The organism is Gordonia polyisoprenivorans NBRC 16320 = JCM 10675, from assembly GCF_000241325.1.
In the GTDB taxonomy this organism is placed as follows: domain Bacteria; phylum Actinomycetota; class Actinomycetes; order Mycobacteriales; family Mycobacteriaceae; genus Gordonia; species Gordonia polyisoprenivorans.
Genome location: NZ_BAEI01000066.1, coordinates 1 through 21,877, shown reverse-complemented (window position 1 = coordinate 21,877; position 21,877 = coordinate 1). Strand labels below are relative to the sequence as shown.

The 21,877-nt window shown below is 68.0% G+C and carries 21 protein-coding genes; 9 read left to right on the top strand and 12 right to left on the bottom strand.

Annotated elements, in window-relative coordinates:
- Positions 1–189 precede the first annotated feature (189 nt).
- Positions 190–696: a PH domain-containing protein gene (locus tag GOPIP_RS17165; protein WP_014360527.1), complete on the top strand. Its 507-nt coding sequence runs from the start codon at positions 190–192 to the stop codon at positions 694–696.
- Positions 697–936: 240 nt separating this feature from the next.
- The gene (ilvD, locus tag GOPIP_RS17160; protein ID WP_006371014.1) at positions 937–2,781 is read left to right on the top strand and encodes a dihydroxy-acid dehydratase; all 1,845 of its coding nucleotides are present in this window, start codon (positions 937–939) and stop codon (positions 2,779–2,781) included.
- 87 nt (positions 2,782–2,868) lie between these two features.
- Here the strand turns inward: ilvD and GOPIP_RS17155 are convergent, their stop codons facing one another.
- Positions 2,869–4,203: a DoxX family protein gene (locus tag GOPIP_RS17155; RefSeq protein ID WP_006371013.1), complete on the bottom strand. Its 1,335-nt coding sequence runs from the start codon at positions 4,201–4,203 to the stop codon at positions 2,869–2,871.
- A 139-nt stretch (positions 4,204–4,342) separates the two neighbouring features.
- Between GOPIP_RS17155 and GOPIP_RS17150 the strand changes: the two genes are divergently transcribed.
- Complete coding sequence (locus tag GOPIP_RS17150) at positions 4,343–5,482, top strand: PQQ-dependent sugar dehydrogenase (RefSeq protein WP_006371012.1); 1,140 nt, start codon at positions 4,343–4,345, stop codon at positions 5,480–5,482.
- 19 nt (positions 5,483–5,501) lie between these two features.
- Here GOPIP_RS17150 and gatB read toward each other — a convergent pair whose 3' ends face one another.
- Positions 5,502–7,004, bottom strand: coding sequence for an Asp-tRNA(Asn)/Glu-tRNA(Gln) amidotransferase subunit GatB (gene gatB / locus GOPIP_RS17145; protein ID WP_035728298.1), 1,503 nt, complete (start codon positions 7,002–7,004; stop codon positions 5,502–5,504).
- A 128-nt stretch (positions 7,005–7,132) separates the two neighbouring features.
- Between gatB and GOPIP_RS17140 the strand changes: the two genes are divergently transcribed.
- A complete protein-coding gene (locus GOPIP_RS17140; RefSeq protein WP_006371010.1) occupies positions 7,133–7,360 on the top strand; it encodes a PspC domain-containing protein in 228 nt (75 codons plus the stop codon).
- A gap of 13 nt (positions 7,361–7,373) precedes the next feature.
- Here the strand turns inward: GOPIP_RS17140 and GOPIP_RS17135 are convergent, their stop codons facing one another.
- The 3 genes from GOPIP_RS17135 to GOPIP_RS17125 all read right to left on the bottom strand — a co-directional run bounded on the left by GOPIP_RS17135 (position 7,374) and on the right by GOPIP_RS17125 (position 10,541).
- The gene (locus tag GOPIP_RS17135; protein ID WP_006371009.1) at positions 7,374–8,408 is read right to left on the bottom strand and encodes a 6-phosphofructokinase; all 1,035 of its coding nucleotides are present in this window, start codon (positions 8,406–8,408) and stop codon (positions 7,374–7,376) included.
- A gap of 131 nt (positions 8,409–8,539) precedes the next feature.
- Complete coding sequence (locus GOPIP_RS17130; RefSeq protein WP_006371008.1) at positions 8,540–9,223, bottom strand: LuxR C-terminal-related transcriptional regulator; 684 nt, start codon at positions 9,221–9,223, stop codon at positions 8,540–8,542.
- A 10-nt stretch (positions 9,224–9,233) separates the two neighbouring features.
- The gene (locus GOPIP_RS17125) at positions 9,234–10,541 is read right to left on the bottom strand and encodes a sensor histidine kinase (RefSeq protein WP_035728295.1); all 1,308 of its coding nucleotides are present in this window, start codon (positions 10,539–10,541) and stop codon (positions 9,234–9,236) included.
- Positions 10,542–10,718: 177 nt separating this feature from the next.
- Between GOPIP_RS17125 and GOPIP_RS17120 the strand changes: the two genes are divergently transcribed.
- Both GOPIP_RS17120 and GOPIP_RS17115 read left to right on the top strand, forming a co-directional pair.
- Complete coding sequence (locus GOPIP_RS17120; protein WP_043456569.1) at positions 10,719–11,345, top strand: hypothetical protein; 627 nt, start codon at positions 10,719–10,721, stop codon at positions 11,343–11,345.
- The gene (locus tag GOPIP_RS17115; protein ID WP_006371004.1) at positions 11,342–12,559 is read left to right on the top strand and encodes an alpha/beta-hydrolase family protein; all 1,218 of its coding nucleotides are present in this window, start codon (positions 11,342–11,344) and stop codon (positions 12,557–12,559) included. The genes GOPIP_RS17120 and GOPIP_RS17115 overlap by 4 nt, the downstream gene beginning before the upstream one ends.
- Positions 12,560–12,569: 10 nt before the next feature.
- Here GOPIP_RS17115 and gatA read toward each other — a convergent pair whose 3' ends face one another.
- From gatA to GOPIP_RS17100, 3 genes are all read right to left on the bottom strand, one after another.
- A complete protein-coding gene (gene gatA, locus GOPIP_RS17110) occupies positions 12,570–14,063 on the bottom strand; it encodes an Asp-tRNA(Asn)/Glu-tRNA(Gln) amidotransferase subunit GatA (RefSeq protein WP_006371003.1) in 1,494 nt (497 codons plus the stop codon).
- Positions 14,060–14,419 carry an Asp-tRNA(Asn)/Glu-tRNA(Gln) amidotransferase subunit GatC gene (gatC, locus tag GOPIP_RS17105; protein ID WP_006371002.1) on the bottom strand — a complete coding sequence of 120 codons (360 nt, stop codon included), beginning with the start codon at positions 14,417–14,419 and terminating at the stop codon, positions 14,060–14,062. The genes gatA and gatC overlap by 4 nt, the downstream gene beginning before the upstream one ends.
- 109 nt (positions 14,420–14,528) lie before the next feature.
- Positions 14,529–15,140, bottom strand: coding sequence for an antibiotic biosynthesis monooxygenase (locus GOPIP_RS17100; protein ID WP_006371001.1), 612 nt, complete (start codon positions 15,138–15,140; stop codon positions 14,529–14,531).
- 247 nt (positions 15,141–15,387) lie between these two features.
- Here GOPIP_RS17100 and GOPIP_RS17095 point away from each other — a divergent pair, with 247 nt between their 5' ends.
- Together GOPIP_RS17095 and GOPIP_RS17090 are read left to right on the top strand one after the other, a co-directional pair.
- Positions 15,388–16,056 carry an ACT domain-containing protein gene (locus tag GOPIP_RS17095; RefSeq protein ID WP_006371000.1) on the top strand — a complete coding sequence of 223 codons (669 nt, stop codon included), beginning with the start codon at positions 15,388–15,390 and terminating at the stop codon, positions 16,054–16,056.
- Between the two features lie 6 nt (positions 16,057–16,062).
- The gene (locus GOPIP_RS17090) at positions 16,063–16,572 is read left to right on the top strand and encodes an O-acetyl-ADP-ribose deacetylase (protein ID WP_006370999.1); all 510 of its coding nucleotides are present in this window, start codon (positions 16,063–16,065) and stop codon (positions 16,570–16,572) included.
- A gap of 26 nt (positions 16,573–16,598) precedes the next feature.
- On the opposite strand, the gene GOPIP_RS17085 is transcribed toward GOPIP_RS17090, so the two are convergent.
- Both GOPIP_RS17085 and GOPIP_RS17080 read right to left on the bottom strand, forming a co-directional pair.
- The gene (locus GOPIP_RS17085; RefSeq protein WP_006370998.1) at positions 16,599–16,949 is read right to left on the bottom strand and encodes a nuclear transport factor 2 family protein; all 351 of its coding nucleotides are present in this window, start codon (positions 16,947–16,949) and stop codon (positions 16,599–16,601) included.
- Between the two features lie 40 nt (positions 16,950–16,989).
- Positions 16,990–17,772 (bottom strand): SDR family oxidoreductase, encoded by a 783-nt coding sequence (locus tag GOPIP_RS17080; protein WP_006370997.1) that lies wholly within the window; start codon positions 17,770–17,772, stop codon positions 16,990–16,992.
- Between the two features lie 38 nt (positions 17,773–17,810).
- Between GOPIP_RS17080 and GOPIP_RS17075 the strand changes: the two genes are divergently transcribed.
- Positions 17,811–18,830, top strand: a complete 1,020-nt coding sequence (locus tag GOPIP_RS17075) for a LysR family transcriptional regulator (RefSeq protein WP_006370996.1) — start codon at positions 17,811–17,813, stop codon at positions 18,828–18,830.
- On the opposite strand, the gene ligA is transcribed toward GOPIP_RS17075, so the two are convergent.
- Positions 18,790–20,871: an NAD-dependent DNA ligase LigA gene (gene ligA / locus GOPIP_RS17070; protein WP_020170767.1), complete on the bottom strand. Its 2,082-nt coding sequence runs from the start codon at positions 20,869–20,871 to the stop codon at positions 18,790–18,792. The two genes, GOPIP_RS17075 and ligA, sit on opposite strands and share 41 nt — an antisense overlap.
- A 292-nt stretch (positions 20,872–21,163) precedes the next feature.
- Positions 21,164–21,877 (bottom strand): HNH endonuclease signature motif containing protein (locus tag GOPIP_RS17065; RefSeq protein WP_035728302.1); only part of this gene is annotated, 714 nt, incomplete at its 5' end.

Sequence of the window (21,877 nt, the reverse complement as noted above, 5' to 3'; positions counted from 1 at the left end):
GACCGGTCAGGCGACGACGCGCCGGCCGATTACTACGAGAAGCTCGTTGTGCATCACGTCAATCACGGTAGGACTGCAGATAGTGCAGAGTCAAACTCGTCTCCCCCGCGTCCCAGATCCTGGGAAATCACTGGTCCTCGGCACCCCCGCACGTCAAGAGCACCGACGCCCGGATGCCACAATGGGATCGTGACTCGTTCTTCCTCCGGCGCTCGGTCGTCCACCCCGTCCTCGTCCGATTCGGCACGGTCGACCCCGGCGGAGTCGACCACGGCAACATCGTCGGAGCAGACGTCCGACGCCGTCGCGTTGCCGCAGGAGTTCAAGGTCAGCAAGCTCGCCTATTTCGCCGTGCCCGCGACCTTCCTGGTGGTGCTGATCCTGGCCGGCACCAGCCTCGCGTGGTTCGGCTGGACCTTCGCGGTCCCGGTCCTGCTCGCGGTGTGGATCTGGCGCATCAAGACCGTGGTGACCGAGGACGGGCTGCGCGCGGTCGGCACCTTCGGTTCCAGGGAGGTCGCCTGGCCCGACATCGAGGGCCTGCAGTTCAGCCGGTGGGGCCCGGTGCGGGCGGTGCTCACCGACGGCGATCGTGTCCGCCTGCCCGCCATCACCTTCCAGGACATGCCGCGACTCTCGGCGGCCAGCGCCGGCCGGATTCCCGACCCCTTCGCCGCCGCCCGCGACGCACGCTGAGGCGAGCGGGAACTGTTTTGTTCGCGCACGTCAGCGAGGAGTACCGTGGACGCGGCTGATCGTCCACGCCATCGTGTCGACGGTCGCGGTCAGCGCCGGCGGCGAGGAAACAAGCCCACCCCCACCTCCTGAGTCGGACCCGCTCGCGAACACCCTCGAGCGGTTCGCGCGCTGACCCCACGTCAGTGCCGTGTGCGTCCGCAATGCGGGCGCCCAAGCGAACCCGATCGAGGAAACCCCATGCCACCCTTGCGGTCCCGAACCACCACCGTCGGACGCGAAGCCGCCGGCGCCCGCTCCCTGTGGCGCGCCACCGGAATGACCGACGACGACTTCGGCAAGCCGATCGTCGCGATCGCCAACTCCTACACGCAGTTCGTCCCTGGGCACGTTCATCTCAAGGACGTGGGTGAGATCGTGGCCGAGGCCGTCCGCGCCGCCGGCGGGGTGCCCCGCGAGTTCCACACGATCGCCGTCGACGACGGGATCGCGATGGGCCACGGCGGCATGCTCTACTCGCTGCCGAGCCGCGAGATCATCGCCGACAGCGTCGAATACATGGTCAACGCCCACACCGCCGACGCCCTGGTGTGTATCTCCAACTGCGACAAGATCACCCCGGGCATGCTCAATGCCGCGATGCGCCTGAACATCCCGACGGTCTTCGTCTCCGGTGGACCGATGGAGGCGGGCAAGGCCGTCGTCGTCGACGGCGTCGCGCATGCGCCCACCGACCTCATCACCGCCATCTCGGCGTCGGCCAACAGCGACGTCGACGAGGCCGGGCTCGGCGAGGTCGAGCGCTCGGCGTGCCCGACCTGCGGGTCGTGCTCGGGCATGTTCACCGCCAACTCGATGAACTGCCTCACCGAGGCGCTGGGTCTGGCCCTGCCGGGCAACGGTTCGACCCTGGCCACCCACGAGGCCCGTCGGGCGCTGTTCTCCCGAGCCGGTCGTGTCGTCGTCGAGGCCGCCCAGAAGTGGTACCGCGACGACGATGCCTCGGTGCTGCCCCGCAGCATCGCGGGCCCGACCGCCTTCCGCAACGCCATGGCCCTCGACGTCGCCATGGGCGGGTCGACGAACACCGTGCTGCACATCCTCGCCGCCGCGCAGGAGGGTGAGGTCGCCGATTTCGATCTGTCTGTCATCGACGAGATCAGCCGCGGAGTGCCCTGCCTGTCGAAGGTCGCGCCCAATTCGGACTATCACATGGAAGACGTGCACCGGGCCGGTGGCATCCCGGCCATCCTCGGCGAACTGCGTCGTGCCGGGCTGATCGACGACTCGGCGCCGACCGTGCACTCCCCGAGTATCGCGGCGTTCCTCGACGACTGGGACATCCGCGGCGGCAAGGCGACCGACGAGGCCATCGAACTGTTCCATGCCGCGCCGGGCGGGGTGCGTACCACCACCCCGTTCTCGACCGCCAACCGGTGGGACGAGCTCGACACCGACGCCCACGGCGGCTGCATCCGCGACAAGGACCACGCCTACACCGTCGAGGGTGGGCTCTGTGTGCTGCGCGGCAACCTCGCGCAGGACGGTGCCGTCCTCAAAACCGCGGGGATCGACGAGGATCTGTGGCACTTCGAGGGCCCGGCGCGCGTCGTGGAATCCCAGGAGGAGGCCGTGCAGGTCATCCTGTCCAAGACGCTGCAGGCCGGCGAGGTGCTCGTCGTCCGCTACGAAGGGCCGTCCGGCGGGCCGGGCATGCAGGAGATGCTGCACCCGACGGCCTTCATGAAGGGCACCGGGATGGGCAAGAAGTGCGGCCTGATCACCGACGGCCGGTTCTCCGGCGGCTCGTCGGGTCTGTCGGTCGGTCACATCTCCCCGGAGGCGGCCGCCGGCGGCGTCATCGGGCTCATCGAGGACGGCGACCCGATCGTCATCGACGTCAAGACGCGACAGCTCGCCGTTCTCGTCGACGACGAGGTGCTCGCGGAGCGCCGCGCCAAGATGGAGGCCTCCGAACGGCCGTGGCAGCCCAAGGACCGGCAGCGCACGGTGACCACGGCGTTGCGCGCCTACGCCAAGCTGGCCACCTCGGCCGACAAGGGCGCGGTCCGTCAGGTCGACTGAATCCAGTTCTTCCCGAGCCAGTCGGTTCTTTCTCGGGAGACTTCCCGGGGAAGAACCGACGGCTCGGGGACGAACGTGTCATTCGCGCTACCGCGGGTTGCCGGCTGAGTTGAGCGGGTTGGTCCCGTTGAACAGCATCCACACCGCGACCGCGGCGGCGATGCCCACGATCAGCCAGGCGACGGACCCGAGGAACGGCCGACGCGCCCAGCCTCGGGAGGCGTCGAAGGCGTAGAGCCCCGGACCGGTCAGCACCAGGGCGGCGGCCGCCACCGCGAGGACGAGCTCGTACTCGATGCCACCGGCTGCGGCGAAGAACGCGAATCCACCGGCCAGCGTCGTCTTGTAGGCCGCGGCCAGGAGCATCACCGAGACGATCGCACACGCTCCGATCGGGGTGAACAGGCCCAGGACGACCATCGCGCCGCCGATGGTCTCGGCCAGCGCGCCGACGATCGCCAGCGGCCGGGTGACATCGGCATGGAACCCGATCGTCGGGTTGGGATTGTTGGCGAGCATCTCCTGATATCCCGACAACCCCGGACCACCCCAGAGCCCGAACAACTTTTGCAGACCGTGCGCGACGGCGACGATGCCGATGGCCACCCGCAGCAGGAGCAGGCCCAGATCGAGGGTGCCGCGCGGGGCCGTCACGGTGATCGGTTCGGCACGGGCGGCCTCGAGGGTGGGTGCATCGTCGGCATGGTCGGCGTCGGCGGCATCGAGGTCGGCGGCATCGAGGTCGGAGGCGCGCCGGCCGAACAGACCCCGCCGCCGGCGGCCGGTCTCGGGCTGATCGTCGCGATCGGTACCGGCCCGCGCATCATCGTCGGTATCCGCGACGTCGCCGTCGAGATCGTCGCCGGCCGGCTCTTGCTCACCCAGCGCCCGGGTGGTCGGCAACGGCTCCTCACCGTGCAGGAGTGCTCGGGTGGGCGTCTCCGCCGGCTGCGCGCGTTTGCGCGACAGCTCGGGGAACGTCTCCTCCACCGACGGGATCGGTGTCGCGGGAAGTTTCTCGGTCGCCGGCTCCGGCTGGGTCGATGTCGCACCAGTCGATGTCGCGCCGGTCGGCTTCTCGATGGCCGCCGTCTCCGCGTCCGCTGCAGCCCCCGGGTTTTCAGCCATCACGGGTGGGATCGGCACGGGATTGCGGCGCGGTGGGCGCTGCTGCGGTATGCCGATCGGCCGGGTCTCCACCTCACCCGGGTCCAGGTCGTCGAGCGAATCCACCCGCGACAACCGTCCGGGTCGACGATGGTGCCGCTCATAGAAGGCGTCGCGGTCGGCGTCGCTCACTTCCGGGCCGGTGCTCTCGGGTCCGGCGCTCTCGGGTCGGCGAAACGCTCCCGTCGGTTCGTCGTAGGGGCTCGGTGGCTGGAACGTCTTGTCCGGCGCGTCGGGATGTTCGCGATCGGTCACATGGCCGATGCTAGAGGTTTCCGACCCTCGGGCGGCCGATCGCCGCGCGGTCGGCGCATCGCAATCGCCTACTGTGGTGGGCATGCGAGAGGGGCGGCGAATGCAGCGACGAGGGGCCGGGCCCGGCCGGCGTCGTCGGATGCTCGTCGCGTGTCGCCACCGGGTGACCGTGCTGATCGGTGTCCTCGCAGTGATGCTGACCGTCGCCGCCTGTGCGGATTTCTCGCAGCAGGATCGTGATCAGGCCGCTGGTCCGTTCAGCCCGAACAACGAGTCGTTCGAAGTGCAGTCGACCCAGCCTCCGCAGTCGACACCGGAGAACCCGGGACAGGAGAGCCCTCCCCCGCCGGGACCCTGCGTCGATCCCGATCCCGCCGTGATCGCGACGTGCCTCGCCTCCACCGGCGGCGTGCGCGCGGGCGACGACGAGGGCGCGGTCACCGTCGTCGCCGAACGCACGACCGGCAAGATCATCACCACCAAAAGGTATGGGCCACAACGGGTCGTGGCGTCCTTCGACGTGGACGGATCGGGTGACGGAGGGTTGATCGACTTCGCCTTCTCCCCGACCTATCAGCAGGATCAGCTGATCTACGCGTTGATCACCACGCCCACCGACAATCGGGTGGTACGCCTCGCCCCCGGTGACGTCGCCAAACCGATTCTGACCGGAATCCCCAAGGGCGCCACCGGAAACATGGGCGCGCTACTGTTCGCCTCGCCCTCGGAGCTGCTGGTGGCGACCGGAAACGCCGGCAACCCCGCGGCCGCCGGCGATCCCGGATCGCTCGCCGGTAAACTCCTCGCGGTCACCGACCTCTCCTCCGGATCGACCACCCGGCCCAAGATCCTGGCCTCCGGCCTCGGCGCGAATGTCGCGTTGTGCCCGAGCGCCTCCGGTGGTCTGTACATGACGGATCAGGGTCCGACCGAGGACCGCCTGCAATCGGTCGAGGAGTCGGGGGCGACGACGGTGCTGTGGACCTGGCCCGACAAACCGCAGATCGCCGGCTGCGCCGCGACCGGCGGACAGATCTTCGTCACCGAGACGCGGACCCAGCGCATCGAAGCGATCAACGAACCCACCAGGCAGCGCCCGACCATCACTCCGCCGACCGTCGTGCTGGAGAAACGCTACGGAGCGCTGGGCCGGATCACCGCGCTGGACAACGGGGTCGTGCAATTCGCGACGGTGAACCGCGCCTACGGGCAGCCGGTGAGCACCGATGACCGCGTCGTACGGTTCATCCCGCCGGCGGGGTCGGAGAGCAACACCTGAGTCGAGCCGCCCCGGGCCCCTACTGGCAGGCGGCCAGCACGAGCTCCTGAACGCGCGCCGGATCCGCTTGTCCGCGCGTCGCTTTCATGACATCGCCGACGATCTTGCCGGCCGCTTTCACCTTGCCCCCGCGGATCTTCTCGACGATGTCGGGGTTGGCGGCCAATGCATCGTCGATTGCCTTCTGCAACGCCGAGTCGTCGCGCACCACCTCGAGCCCGCGATCGGCGACGATCTGTGCCGGTTGGCCTTCGCCGTCGAGTACCGCGACGGCCACCTGCTGGGCGAGTTTGGTGGTCAGCTTGCCCTCGTCGACGAGTCCGATGATCTCGGCGACCTGCTCGGGGGTGATGGGCAGATCGGCGAGGTCGCTACCGCGACTGTTGGCCTGCTGGGCCAGGAACGACACCCACCACCCGCGTGCGGCTTCCGGTGCGGCGCCGGCGTCGACGGTTGCGATGATCAGGTCGACCGCCCCGACATTGACCAGGTCACGCATGACCTCGTCGGACACGCCCCACTCCTGCTGGATACGGGCGCGGCGCACCCACGGCAGCTCCGGCAGGGTCGCGCGGATCTCCTCGATCCACTCCGCGGCCGGCTGCACCGGCGGCAGGTCGGGCTCGGGGAAGTAGCGATAGTCCTCGGCGGTCTCCTTGCGTCGTCCGGGCGAGGTGGTGCCGTCGGTCTCGTGGTAGTGCCGGGTCTCCTGCACGATCTGTCCGCCGGCGGTGAGCACCGCGGCCTGCCTGCGCATCTCGAAGGTCACCGCCGTCTCGACACTCTTGAGCGAGTTGACGTTCTTGGTTTCGGTACGGGTACCGAATTCGCTTGCGCCCTTGCGCATCAGGGACACGTTGGCGTCGCAACGCAGCGACCCCTGATCCATCCGCACGTCGGAGACCCCGAGCGACTTCAGCAGATCCCGAAGCGCGGTCACATAGGCGCGGGCCACCTCGGGCGCGCGCGCTCCGGCACCGACGATGGGTTTGGTGACGATCTCCACGAGTGGCACCCCGGCCCGGTTGTAGTCGAGCAAGGAGTGATCGGCCCCGTGGATGCGCCCGGCGCCACCGATGTGCAGCGACTTGCCGGTGTCCTCCTCCATGTGTGCGCGCTCGATCTCCACGCGCCAGGTGGTGCCATCGGAGAGTGCGACGTCGAGGTGACCTTCGTAGGCGATCGGCTCGTCGTACTGACTGATCTGGTAGTTCTTCGGCTGATCGGGATAGAAGTAGTTCTTGCGGGCGAACACGCTCGAGGGACGAATCGAGCAGTTCAGTGCGAGACCGATACGGATCGCGTATTCGACGGCGGTGGCGTTGACCACCGGGAGTGAGCCCGGCAGGCCGATGCACACCGGGCAGACCTGGGTGTTGGGGTCGGCCCCGAACGCTGTGGGGCAGCCGCAGAACATCTTGGTCGTGGTACCGAGTTCGACGTGGACCTCGAGTCCCATCACCGGATCGAATTCGTCGATGACCTGGTCGTAGTCCATCAATTCGGCAGCTGCGGCAGTCATGGCCACCAGTTTATGCGGCCGCGGGTCGGGACAAATCTCGGGGACGAAAGCAGGGACGTCCCCGATGCCACCGGCGCCGCAGACACCTAGCGTTTCAGGTGTCAGATGCCCCGGCGAAAGGACGCCCGATGACCATTCACCAGACACCGCACACCACACCGGTTCCCACCGCACGCCGGCTCACGCGCTCACGCGGCGACGCCTGGCTGGGCGGAGTGTGCGGCGGCATCGCCGCACGCTACGGATGGGATGCGTCCCTGGTCCGCGCGGCGTTCGTCGCCTCGATCCTGCTGCCCGGTCCGCAGGTGCTGCTGTATCTGCTGCTGTGGATCGTGATCCCCCGCGACCCGGCGTGAACCGGGCCGCACCTCAGCCGAAGATGACCCGGATCTCCTGATACTGGTCCAGCGGCACCGTCTTGGGGTTGGCCAGCGCCTCGTCGAAGGTGATCCGGTGCATCTCGGTGCCGCGCAGCGCGATCATGTGACCCCAGTACTTGTCGGCGACGAGGTCGGCGGTGGCCATACCCATGCGAGTGGCCAGCACCCGGTCGAACGAGGTGGGCGTGCCGCCGCGCTGGATGTGTCCGAGCACGGTCGCGCGGGTCTCGATGCCGGTGCGCTCCTCGATCATCGGTGCCAGCACCTCGGCGATACCGCCGAGGCGCGGACGGTTGAACCCGTCGAGCCCCTTGGTGGAGTGGGCTTCTCCCATGTCGGGCAACTTGAAGCCCTCGGCGACGACGACCATCGGCGCGCGGCCACGATTCTTGACGCTGGTCACCCACGCGCAGATCTGATTCATGCTCTCGGGCTGCTCCGGGATCAGGATCGCGTGCGCGCCGCCGGCGATCCCCGAATGCAGGGCGATCCAGCCCGCGTGACGTCCCATCACCTCGAGCACCATGCAGCGTTTGTGCGAGTTGCCCGTGGTCCGCAGCCGGTCGATCGCCTCGGTGGCGATGTTGACCGCGGTGTCGAAGCCGAACGTGTAGTCGGTGGCGTTGATGTCGTTGTCGATCGTCTTGGGGACGCCGACGATGTTGATGCCGTCGGTGTAGAGACGTTTGGCCGCCGATGCGGTGCCCTCACCGCCGATGGCGATGACACCGTCGATCCCGAGGTTCTTGAGAACCTTCTTGATGGCGTCGGGGCCACCGTCGGGTTCGGAGTACGGGCCGAACCGGCTCGTGCCGAGGATGGTGCCGCCCTGGTTGGACAGGCCGCGCACCACCGAGCGGTCGAGTTCCATGATGTCGCCATAGACGAGGCCGTACCAGCCGTCGCGGAAGCCGACGAACTCGTGGCCGTAGACCGTCTCACCCTTGAGTACTGCGCCGCGGATCACCGCGTTCAGTCCGGGGCAGTCGCCGCCGGATGTGAGAATCCCGAATCTCTTGGCCATACCGCTGTGAGCCTCCTGCCCGTTGGAGCCGGGATCGCCGGAATTCCGCGCGACCCCGCGTCTGCACACAATCTAGTGCCGACGGCGCCCTCGTGCCCGCCGTCGGGACCCGCGCGGCGGGCTCGCGGTCCTCACTTGAGCCCGTTCTCGTAGGCGAAGACGACCGCCTGGGCGCGATCGCGCAACGACAACTTGGTCAGGACGCTGCTCACATGGGTTTTCACGGTCTGTTCGGCGACGAACAGGTCGGTGGCGATCTCCTGGTTCGATTTGCCATCGGCGACGAGATCGAGCACCTCACGCTCCCGCGGGGTCAACGTCTCCACCGCCGCGTCGGAACGGGGGCGCGCCCGGCGCCCGGTGACCTCACGGATGAGGCGGCGGGTGATCGACGGCGCCAGCAGTGCCTCGCCCGCGGCGACCACCCGTACCGCCCGGACGAGTTCGTCGGCGGGGGCGTCCTTCAACAAGAAACCCGACGCACCGATCCGCAACGCCTCGTACACATAGTCGTCGATGTCGAAGGTGGTCAACATCAGCACCTTCGTGCGGCCTGCGACGCCGTCGGCGGGTAGTTGCACCTCGTCGGCGCCACGCGCACCGAGAATCTGTGCGGCCGCCCACAACCCGTCGCGGCGCGGCATCCGCACATCCATCAGGACCACATCGGGATGGACCCGGCGACACAATTCCACGGCCTCGATGCCGTCGGCGGCGTCACCGAGCACCGACAGATCGGGTTGCGCGGCGAGCAGGGCCGAGAATCCTTGACGGACCATCGCCTGGTCATCGGCGACGACGAGCGTGATCGGCACGGCCGCAACGTTACCCGTTGGCGGGGAGCTCCGGCACCGCACCATGCGACACCGCGAGCGACGACATCACCGGAGTCCGTGCCGAGGCGGGGATGTGGGCGCGCACCGCGAATCCGCCGTCGGATGTGGGTGTGGCGGTCAGGGATCCGGCCACCGCCCGCGCCCGGTCGCCCATACCCGCGATACCCACCCCGGCCCCGGACAGGTGCAGGGGAGGTTCGGTCGGGGCGGTGTTGACGACGCTGACCTGTGCGGCGGGACCCGCGTACGGCTCGCCGACGACCGGGGTCAGACGCACCTCGATGTCGCCGCCCGGCGCATGCCGCGTCGCGTTGGCCAGGCATTCCTGCACGATGCGATAGATCACCAGCGCCGACGACTCGGCGAACACCGGGTGGTCGAGTTCGTCGGTGAAGTCGATTCGCGCGCCGGCCCGGCGGGTCTGGCTGATCAGCGCGTCGATGTCGGCGAGGCCGGGACTCGGGGCGGGCGCCACCTCCCCTCCATCGCCGGCTCCCGACACCCGCAGGACGCCGAGCAATTGCCGCACCTCGTCGAGTGAGGTGCGCGCGGCCTGCGCGATCGCCTCGAACTCGGCCGCGCAGACCTCGTCGACGTCGGGCAGCCGGTACCGCGCGGTCTGGGCCATCACGACGACCATCGACATGCGATGTGCCACAACGTCGTGCAGGTCTCGAGCGATCCGGGCACGTTCCTGCAGCACCGCGCTGGTCGACTCGGCGACCTTGGTCTCCTCGGTGCGCACGGCGAGTTGCCTGCGCGAGGTGAGCAACCCGCGCAGCAGGGCCACGACGACGGCCATGAAGGTCAGTCCGACCACCCAGCCGACCCGCGCGCCCGGCGGTGCCGCGAACGCCATCACCAGCGACGCGCAGATCCACACCGGCGCGAGCAACCGCAACGGGCAGCGCAGATACGCCATGAACGTCAGGATCAGGAACGCGATGATGTGGGTGACCTGAATCGTCCACGGCCACCCCGGTGCCGCGGGGATGAACAGCCCGATGAGCTGCGCCCCGATCACCGAGATCGCCCAGCCCAGCATCGGCGCACTCCACGCCATCGCCACCGGCCACGCCGCCACCGCAGCCAGAATCGGCCAGGCGTACGCCGGAACATTCAGTGTCAGAGGCATTGTCGGCCACGACACCGCGAACAGCACCCCCGCGAAGATCGCGAAGAACCAGTTACCCGGAGACCGCACCCAGGCACGCACGCCCGGGTGCGCCACGACCGGCAACGTGCGCAGTTCATCCACGGCCGCAGCGCGTGCCGCTCGGACCATCCGTCCCATCATGTGATCACCTCGACCTCCACGCTAGGCGGCGTATCGGTCGAAGTCCTCATACTGCGGAGTGGGATCCGCACGCTACCCAAGAGCCAGACCGGTCCACAGTCACCCTCTACGGAGCCGACACCGATCGGCTCGCGCGGGCGATGTGCCCACGTGATCATCGTTCCTAGCGTCAGCGGCATGACTTCTGACGATGCTCGACGAACACGGCGGCGACGTGGCTTCCGTCCGGTGATGTGGATTCTGATCGGCCTGACCGTGATGGCGTTGCACGTGATGGCCGCCGGAAGGGCATCGGCGGTGCTCGATCACTCCCCGACCGACGCCACCGCCGCGGAGCAGACGGTTCGCACGCTCGTCGGCCCCCATCCGGAGAGCGTGCAGCGTGTTCTCCCCACGGATTTCGCGGCCGTCATGGGTTATCGACCAGTGCTCGAGAGCGGCTACCCGGCCAACCCCGACGGCGGCTGCTCATCGCCGATCCCCTTACCCGAGCGGTTTGAGAATGCTTGTCGCACACACGATTTCGGCTATGATCTGCTGCGCTACGCGCAGCGCACCGGCCGCCCGCTGGGCCCGTGGGCCCGACCGGCCCTCGATCACATGCTCATCGAGCGGATGCACGCGGCGTGCCACGATCCCGTGTGTTCGGCTGCCGCCGAGCTCAGTCGCGCCGGCCTGGCCCTGAACACGTGGCGGCAGTACTCCGGCCCGCCGGCACCGTCGGAGTCGATGACGACGATCGCGGCGTCGACCGCCGTTCGGGTCATCGCCGAGGTCGGTGGCCACAGCGGGGTGGCGCGATGACCTCCGCCGTCGACACCGTCGCACCGAACCGACGAGCACTGGGCCGACGAGCGCTGGTCCGACGAGCACTGGGCCGACTCTCCCCACCGGGTTCGCTCACCGTGGTCGGCGGGCTCATCGGCGCGCTCATCGCCTTGTGGCCGGGCTCGTTGCCACGGGATGTCGTCACCGCAGCCGTCCTGACCGGCGTGTGCGTGGCGGTGATGACGGCGGTGGGTCGTGCACTCGGGTCGGCACGGCCCGAACGCCTCATCACCTCGTGGGCGGTTGCCGCTCTCGCGGTCGCCGTCCTGATGGCCGGGTCGATTGCAAACACGTTGTGGCAGAACATTCTCCGCAGCGATATCGGAATCGCAGGCGTGGGGCCCGCATACCCTGCGGCGCCGGCCGCGGCCGGATGTGCGGGGTTCGTCGCGGTCGCATGGTTCGGGCGCCGCGCTGCGATGGCGGCAACCGCAGCACTCGCCACGGTCGTACTGTTCGCCACGCCCGCGACCTCGGCTGCCGCATCGATCGATGCCACACCCACGGCTGCCGACATCGACCGAGCAGCAACCGTTCTCACCGACACGTGGGTTCGCGAGGGCGGTTTGCGCCGCGGCGCGGTGGTGATCGCGGTACCCACCGGATCGGGGTGGGTCGACCCGCAGGCGACGACGGCGATGCGCGCACGTCTGCACGACGATGTGGAGTTCTTGTCGTTGCCGTACGCATCGGCCTCGTCCTGGCGGGTCTTCGTCTCCGACCGCGGTTCGGCCACAACCGCAACCGTGGCCCTGTTACGCCACGTCCTCGACGCCCGCGACTCGCTGCCGCCGGGTGTCGCTCGACCGCGGGTGTACCTCTACGGACAGAGTCTGGGCGCCCTCGGCGCCGACCGTGCGCGGGAGTGGGCCAATACCCGCCATCCGGGTGCGGTGGCGGGCACCGTGCTGGCCGGGGTCCCCGCCGACACCGTCGATCCGCGGGGCGGCGGGTCGTCGCGCATCGTGTTCGCCAACTCGTCCGACCCGGTCACCCGATGGTCGACGGCAGCGGTGTGGCGCCCACCGACACGCCCGGCGCAGACCCGGATCGTGGGTGCGCGGATGCACACCCCGCCGTGGCTGCCGGTGGTGTCGTTCGTGCAGACGTCGGTGGATCTGCTCGGCGCCCTCGACGGCCCCGCCGGGACCGGGCACCGCTACGGGCCCGAACAGGGCGCGCTGCCGTGATGCCGGGAAGTTACGCGATCGGTCCGCGGGCGGCTTCGTAGGCCGCCCCCACACGGTAGAGCCGGTCGTCGGCGAGTGCTGGAGCCATGATCTGCAACCCGACGGGCAGCCCGTCGTCGGCGGAGACACCGGACGGCACCGACATCGCCGCGACACCGGCGAGGTTCACCGGGAGCGTCGCCAGGTCGAACAGATACATCGCGAGCGGATCGTCGACCCTCTCGCCGATCCGGAACGCGGTCGTCGGGGTGGTCGGTGAGACCAGGACGTCGACCTTCTCGAAGGCGGCGTCGAAGTCGGCGGCGATGAGGGTTCGCACCTTCTGGGCCTGACCGTAGTAGGCGTCGTAGTAGCCCGAGGACAGTGCGTAGGTGCCGATCATGATGCGGCGCTTGACCTCCGGGCCGAAACCGGCTTCCCGGGTGAGCGCCATGACCTCTTCGGCGCTGTGGTGGCCGTCGTCGCCGACGCGCAGTCCGTAGCGCATGGCGTCGAAGCGCGCGAGGTTGCTCGACACCTCGCTGGGCAGGATCAGGTAGTACGCGCCGAGCGCGTAGGTGAAGTGCGGGCACGACACCTCGACGACCTGCGCCCCGCGCGCGGTCAGCTCGGCAACGGCCTGTTCGAAGGAGGCGAGCACCCCGGACTGGTAGCCCTCCCCCTGCAGTTCGCGGACAACGCCCACGCGCACGCCACTCAGATCGCCCGCCGCACCGGCCTTGGCCGCGCCGACCACATCCGGGACCGGGGCGTCGATCGAGGTGGAGTCGCGCGGGTCGTGACCGGCGATGATCTCGTGGAGCAGCGCGGTGTCGAGCACGGTGCGCGCACACGGCCCACCCTGGTCGAGCGACGACGCGCACGCGACGAGCCCGTACCGGGAGACGGTGCCGTAGGTCGGCTTGACGCCGACGGTGGCGGTGACCGCTGCGGGTTGGCGGATCGATCCACCGGTGTCGGTGCCGATGGCCAGCGGGGCCTGGAACGAGGCGAGTGCCGCAGCACTACCGCCGCCCGAGCCGCCGGGAATCCTGGTGACGTCCCAGGGATTTCGCGTCACCTGGTAGGCGGAGTTCTCGGTGGAACTGCCCATCGCGAACTCGTCCATGTTGGTCTTGCCGAGGATCGGCAGACCCGCCGAGCGCAGCCGCTCGGTGACGGTCGCGTCGTACGGGGGCACCCAGCCTTCGAGGATCTTCGACCCGCAGGTGGTCGGCGCATCGGTGGTGGTGAACACGTCCTTGAGGGCGATCGGTACACCGGCAAGCGGCGACCGCACCTCGCCCGCGGCGATGGCGTCGTCGGCCGCCTTGGCCGCCACCAGCGCTTGCGGACCACTGACGTGCAGGAATGCGCCCAGTTGGTTGTCGATCTCGGCGATGCGATCGAGATGCGCCGAGGTCACCTCGACCGAGGACACCTCGCGGGCGGCGATCTTGGCGCCCAGTTCGGCGGCGGTCAGGCCGGTGATCTCGGTGGACGTACGGGTCGACGGCGCGCTCACTGTTCCTCCCCCAGGATCTGCGGGACCGCGAAACGATCCTGCTCGACGGCGGGCGCCCCGGACAGCGCCTGCTCGGTGGTCAGCCCCGGTACGGCCACATCGGGACGCAGCACATTGGCCAGCGCCGCCGGATGGGCGGTCGGTGGCACGTCGTCGGCGGCCACCTCCGACACCTGCGCGACATGGGCGAGAATCGAATCGAGTTGCTGCGCATAGACGTCGAGTTCGTCCTCGCTCAGCGCCAGCCGCGACAGCCGGGCCAGATGCGCAACCTCGTCGCGGGTGATCGCAGATCCGGTGGCCGCGGATCCGGTGTCCACAGACCCCGTGCTCGCGGACTCTGAGTCCCCTGCCATGTCGATCGTGTCCTTCCGTGCCGGATCTCGCCGGGCCCGATGCGTCGCCGGGCCCGATGTCGCTGCGGTCGGTCTACCGACCGGCAACCCCGTCAAGCCTAGGCCACGGTCAGCGCAGCCATCGCGCCAGGCGGGCGGTGATCCACGGCAGCAGCACGTACACCATCACCGGGGTGCTGATCAGCGTGGCGATCAGCGTCTTGAGCACCAGCGGCAGATCACCGAGATGGGCAACCACCAGATAATTGATCAGCACCGACAACGGGAAGAATCCCAGCCAGATGGTGATCGCCTGCTTCCAGCGCGGCGGCGGCGCACCGAGCACGCGGACCGCATGCGTCAGATGGGATTGCGGTTCGAACCATCCCTCGATACCCGAGAGTCGATGCGTGGCGTGTTCGACCGCCACGCCCTCGCCTCGCGTCAGCCATGCCCGGCGAACCGGAGACCTGTCCCAGTCGTCGAGCGCCGACCCGTCGGCGAACCGATAGACGACGTAGTACTCGTCGGGCCGTTTTGCCGACCGTAGCCAGCCGCCCCCGAGAAATCCGGGAAAGGTTCGCGCCAACGCGATTCCGGCGTCGGTCCACGTGACGAAGTCATGTTCTCGGCCCGGCTCGATGCGCCGGGCCACCGATGTGGTCACATGCGCCGCCTCACGGTCGGGTGCGTGCGCGCCGGACCGGTCGCCGGGTTCTGTGTCGTCGTTGGTGTCGGCCACGGTTCCATCGTGGCGTCGGTTCGGTCACCGTGCAGCGTCGCCGCGTCGGGAAGTGATTAGACGGGCGTAGGATCGCCGGCGTGATCATCGTCACGAGCGCGTCGCTCGCATGCTGCCGAACGTGCGCCCGCACCGCATTCGCCATCGCCGATGACCGTGCTCGGGGATTCGCGTGACCGGCATCGTCGCCGACCGCACCCGGGCACCGGCGGCCCGTCCTCGGCAGCACCGCTGGGCCGGTGCGACAATGGCGGCCGTGTCCTACCTGCTTCGGGTGTACCTCCAAGACCGGCCGGGAAGTCTCGGTCTGCTCGCCGTCCAGCTCGGCTCGGTCGGCGCCGACATCTTGTCCCTCGAGGTCGTCGAACGTGCGGACGGCTATGCGGTCGATGACCTCGTGGTCGAGGTGGCGCCCGGCTCACTGCCGGACACGCTGATCACCGCCGCAGAGAAGGTCAAGGGCGTCCGGGTGGACTCGATCCGCCCGTACTCCGGAGTGCTCGACACCCATCGCGAGCTGGAGTTGGTCGATCAGGTCGCCACCGCACTCGATGACCGATTGCAGGTACTGGTCGACAATGCGCCTCGCGTGCTGCGGGTGTCGTGGGCGACGGTGCTGACCCGGGCCGCGGGTGGTGTGCTGCAGTTGTTCGGCAGTTCCGGTGCGCCCGAGACGCATGCGACAACTGTGGACTGGCTCCCGCTGCAGAGCGCCGTCCGGCTCGACTCCGAAGCCGACTGGGTACCCGAGGGTTGGCAGGAGATGGACACCCGGTTGGCGGCCGCTCCGCTCGGTGACGGATCGAAGGCAATTCTGTTGGGACGCATCGGCGGACCGGACTTCCGTCCGTCGGAGATCGCGCGACTCGGTTATCTCGCCGGGATCGTGTCCACGGTGTTGCGCGCGGAATCCTGAGCGCCCGTGCCCGAGATCACCGTGGTACGCGGCGACATCACCGACGAGTCGGTGGATGCGATCGTCAACGCCGCCAACTCCTCGCTCCTCGGTGGCGGCGGGGTCGACGGAGCGATTCATCGCAGAGGTGGCCCGGCCATTCTCACCGCCTGTCGGGAATTGCGCGCGAGCACCTATCCCGACGGATTGCCGACCGGCGCGGCAGCGGCGACGACCGCCGGCGACCTCGACGCCCGATGGGTCATCCACACCGTCGGGCCGGTGTACTCCACCTCCGACGACCGCTCGCCACTACTCGCTTCGTGTTATCGCGAATCCCTACGTGTCGCCGACGATCTCGGCGCCCAGACGGTGGCCTTCCCAGCCATCTCGACCGGGATCTACCGATGGCCCGTCGAGGGCGGCGCACGGATCGCCGTGCAGACCGTCCGCGAATCGTCGACGGCGGTGCGATCCGTGCGATTCGTGGTTTTCGACGATATCGCCCACCGAGCCTTCGACGCCGCCCTGGGCTGAGCCAGGCCGCCATTCGCGCATCCGCCCTATTCGCGGATCTGCATGAGCGTCACCGCGGCGCCCTCGTCACCGTCGATTCGGTAGGTGAACGTCGACGGACCGTTGAACCCGTCGCCACCGACGGAGGCCTTGACGACGACCGTGCGCACGTCGGGGAACTCGGCCGAGAGCACCTCGAGTGTCATGTTCTTGCCGATGTACTCGGCGTCACTCCATGCGGCGATCGGCTCCCGACCGGTGAAGGTGCGACCCCAATCATCCACCGCCCCATCGGGTGTGAATGTCGCGAGAAAGGCGGCGAGATCACCCGCATTGGTTGCCTCGATCGACGCGCGGACAGGTGCGGGTAGGGAGCTGATGGGCGGGGCGTCGGTCATGGGTGTCGCCTCCTCGGGTTCGTTGCGGCTCGATCGGCACTCACCGGGTGGTGTAGCCGCCGTTGGCGAACAGAGTCTGTCCGGTGATCCAATGCCCATCGGTGGCAAGGAATTTCACGATCGGTGCGATATCGGAGATCTCCGTCAGCCGCCCACCCATGGCCTGCGACTTGTGGAACTCGACACGCTCGGGGGTCTCCTGCGGATAGAAGAACGGGGTGTCCATGGGCCCGGGCGCGATGTTGTTGACCGAGATCCCGCGGTCGGCGAATTCCTTTGCCGCCGCGCGGGTGAAGTGCTCCACGGGACTCTTGCTGCCGGCATACGTCGAGTACCCGTCGGTGAATGCGGCCAGCAGCGAGGTGACGATGGTGACCACCGATCCGTTGTCGGACAACCGTTTACCGGCTTCGGCGAGGAAGAAGAAGGCGCTCTTGGCATTGATGTCGAACATCGAATCGTATTCGGCCTCGGTGACCTCGACCAGCGGTTTCCGCAGTACCTTGCCGACGGTGTTGACCGCCAGATCGACGCTGCCGAAGGCGTCGATGGCGGCGTCGAAGAGCGCGGTGACCGCGGCCGGACGAGTGAGATCGCCGGCGACCGTGATCGCCTCGGCGCCCAGCGCCGCGATCTCGGCGACGGTGCGCTCGGCATCTGCACGTGAGGAGTCACCATGATGGTGGACGACCACGTTGGCGCCGGATCGCGCGAGTTCGGTCGAGATCAGTCCACCGAGATTCTTGGCGCCGGCCGCAACGACGGCGGTCTTGCCGGACAGATCCTCATGTGTGATCGCCGAGTGCGTGACGGTGCCGGTCATGCGCCCCCATTTCGTTGCCTCGTCCCTACGCGATCGGCATGTCGCCTCTCGCCTGTGATCATTCACGCTACGAGCAGCAATACACAAACACCATCGATTTGTATTGGTATTCGATCAACTACCATTTGTATATGCCCGACGCTTCCGAGTTTTCCCTGCCATTGCCGGACATTCGTCGACTCGAACAATTCGTCGCGGTAGCCGAATCGGATACCCTCGCGGACGCGGCGACCAGGGTCTTCGTCACCCAGCAGGCCCTGTCGACCGCCATCCGACGGCTCGAGAACGAGTTGGGCGTATCCCTGTTCAATCGGGAGCATCGCGGGCTGACGCTGACCCCGGCCGGCGAGGATCTCCTGCGCAATGCACGTGCGATCCTCACCGGCGCGCGCCATCTCACCCGCTCGGTGCGGGCCGTGGCGCAACAGCGTCCACCGGTTTTCGTCGTCGGACATTCGCCGGCTCTCTCCGGCGCCGAGGTCTTCTCTATCGTCGAATCCGCTGTCCAGCGTCACGAGGACATCCCGGTGACCGCCCGACCGGTGTTTCCGGCACAGTTCGTCGATGATCTGCTGCAGAACCGGGTCGATCTGGTCCTGCGCCGCGGCATCGACACCCCATCCGAACTGATCTCAGCCGTGATCGGCTATCAGGAACTCCGTCTGGCGGTGACGATCGATCACCCACTGGCCACCCTCGATCGGATCTCGATGTCCGACGTCGCCGAACACCCGGTGATCGTCTGGGCACCCGAACGTCACTCGTATTACACCGATTTCCTCGTCGCGCATTGTCGGCGGTCGGGGTTCGAACCGATCCTGCGGATCAATCGGGTCCAGGGCACGCCACCGACCACCGCTGTGCTCGTGGACACCACGGCGTGCGCCTTCGTGACCGCGCCTGCAGGCCCGGCGCACGGCGGCCGGGTGATGGTCAAGGAGTTCACCGACCCTCCGCTGTCTCCCATCCAGGCACTGTGGCTGCCGCACACGGTCTCCGATTTCCGGACCGCGATTCTCAATTCGGCGCCGGCTCGCCTGTCTCCAGAAGGTGCTTGAAGCCGTCCTCGTCGAGGATGGGTACCCCGAGTTGTTCGGCCTTGTCGGCCTTGGAGCCGGGCGAATCCCCCACCACCACGAAGTCGGTCTTCTTCGACACCGATCCCGATGCCTTACCGCCGCGGACGAGGATCGCTTCCTTGGCGCCGTCGCGCGAGAAATCCTGCAATGACCCGGTGACGACGATCGTCTTGCCCTCCAATGTGCGCTCGATCGACTCGTCTCGCTCGTCCTCCATGGAAACGCCTGCAGCACGCCACTTCTCGACGATCTCGCGATGCCAGTCGACGGTGAACCAATCGTGAATGCTCTGCGCGAGGGTGGGACCGACCCCCTCGACGGCGGCCAGGCGTTCCGGGTCGGCGTCCTCGATCGCCTGCAAGGAGCCGAATTCGGTCGCCAGCGCACGAGCCGTGGGCGGGCCGACGTGGCGGATCGACAGGCCGACGAGCACCCGCCACAGGGGCACCTCTTTCGCCTTGTCGAGATTGGCCAGCAGGCGCGTACCGTTCGCCGACAACGTGCCCTTCTTGGTGGTGAACAATGCGGTCTTCGCAAGATCATCTGCGTTGAGCGAGAACAGGTCTCCCTCATCGGTGATCACCCCAGCACTCAGCAACGCGCCGGCCGCCTCGTACCCGAGGGCCTCGATGTCGAAGGAACTGCGTCCGGCGAGGTGAAACAGTCGCTCACGCAGCTGCGCCGGGCACGACCGCGCGTTGGGACAACGGATGTCGGCGTCGCTGTCCTTCTCCGGCCGCAGCACCGAACCGCACTCGGGACATGTGTCGGGCATCTCGAAGGCGTACTCGCTGCCGTCACGCAGGTCGACGACGGGACCGAGGACCTCGGGGATCACGTCACCGGCCTTGCGGATGGTGACCGTGTCGCCGATGAGCACGCCCTTGCGCTTGACCTCCGACCCGTTGTGCAGGGTGGCCCGTGACACGGTGGAACCGGCGACGAGCACCGGCGCGAGCACCGCGAACGGGGTGACCCGGCCGGTGCGTCCGACATTGACCTCGATGCCGAGCAGTTCGGTGGTGACCTCCTCGGGCGGGTACTTGTAGGCGATCGCCCAGCGGGGTGCGCGCGAGGTGGCACCGAGTCGGCGTTGCAGCGTGACGTCGTCGACTTTGACGACGATGCCGTCGATCTCGTGCTCGACATCGTGGCGGTGCTCACCCCAGTAGGCGATCTTGTCGAGAATCGCCTCTGCGCCAACGAGTTTGGTGGTGTGCGAGGACACCGGCAGCCCCCAGGCACCGAGCGCGAGGTAGGCGTCGTGCAGTGACGCCGGGCGCCATCCTTCGGTGTGGCCGATGCCGTGGCAGATCATCCGCAGCCGACGTCGCGCGGTGATCTGGGGATTCTTCTGTCGCAGCGAACCCGCTGCGGAATTGCGCGGATTCGCGAACGGCGGCTTACCGTCGGCCACCAACGAGGCGTTGAGAGTCTCGAAGTCCTCCACTCGGAAGAAGACCTCACCGCGTACTTCGAGGACGTGCGGTATCGGGTACTCGTCGGAGGCGGTCAGGCGTTGCGGGACATCGGTGATGGTGCGCGCGTTGAGGGTGACGTCTTCGCCGGTGCGACCGTCACCGCGGGTGGTGGCGTGATCGAGCACGCCGTCGCGGTACACCAACGCCAGCGCGACCCCGTCGATCTTGAGCTCGCACAGGTACTCGGTTCCAGAGCCCACCTCGTCGGCCACCCGGGCGACCCACGCTCGCATCTCGTCGGCGTCGAAGACGTTGTCCAGCGACAACATTCGCTCAAGATGGTCGACGGGCGTGAACGCGGTGGAGAATCCTCCGCCGACGAGCTTGGTCGGCGAGTCGGCAGTGGCCAGCTCCGGATGCGCCTCCTCGAGTTCCTGCAGACGCCGCAACAGCCGGTCGAACTCGCCGTCGGAGATGATCGGTGCGTCTTTGACGTAGTACCGGAACTGATGTTCACGGATCTCCTCGGCCAACGTCGACCACTGTTCTCGCACGTCGGCGGACGGACCGTCGTTTGCCACCTGATCTGCTTCTGCCACCCACCGAGCGTATCGAAACACCCCGACAGTTCTCCTCGAGCGTTCCGGCAAACATGTGCGCAGCGTGCGATGCCGGTCTCGGCCGTCGGGGGTGTCGAGGCCTCGACCATCGGGAGGGGGCTTCCTTACCGGGCGGAGGATCCCTTTTAGTCGGTGGTCGAGGTGCCGAGGAGCGTTAGCGGAGTTCCCTTTTCTTCCGGTGGTCGAGGTGTCGAGGAGCGTTAGCGACGAGCCTCGAGACCTGTTGCGCCGCTGCTGGTTTCCGACCCCGAACGGAAGCACGTGACGGGGTCTAGAGTCCGCGGTCACCGAGTAGGTGGGCGAGTTGGGTTTCGATCGGCGAGTCCGGGCTGGGGTCGGGGGTGAGGATTTCGACGAGGTCGTAGTAGCCGTGCCCGATCGGGATTCGGGTGCGGCGGATTCGGTTGGTGGGCAGCATCGAGTCCCGGTCGTCGCGCTCGGCGAGATCGGTATCGGTATCACCCGGTGTCGGGTCGGGTGGTGGATGTAATTCCGCGCGGATGCGGGCCAGCGCGTCGGTGTAGGTGGCCCCGACGTCGGGGAGTGCGTTGGTGCGTTTGGGGTTCGGTGTCGCTGCGCCGACGGGGGTGTTTTTGCGCCACCAGCATCGTCCGGCCCACGGCCCGTCCCCATAGATGCCGGTCGTGAATTGTCCGGGTTTGTCGCCGACCATCCGGTTGTGTTTGCCGCAGGCGGGGGCGAGGTCACCGATGTTGGTGAGCCCGCCTTTCGCGTGGTCTTTGGTGGCGTGATGGATTTCGACGTGCGCGGCGGGCTGAGTACATCCGGGAAACGAGCAGTACTCGCCGCCGTCTTTGGCGAACAACGCGATCCGTTGTCCTTGACTCGCCAGGCGTGCCCGACCCAAATACAGGGGCAGACTGGTGTGGTCGTCGAACACCGCCAGCCACGGCTGGCACTGGGCGGCGAGGGCGATGACATCGGTGATCGGGAGCAGGGTGCCGGTCGTGCTCACCCCCATTCC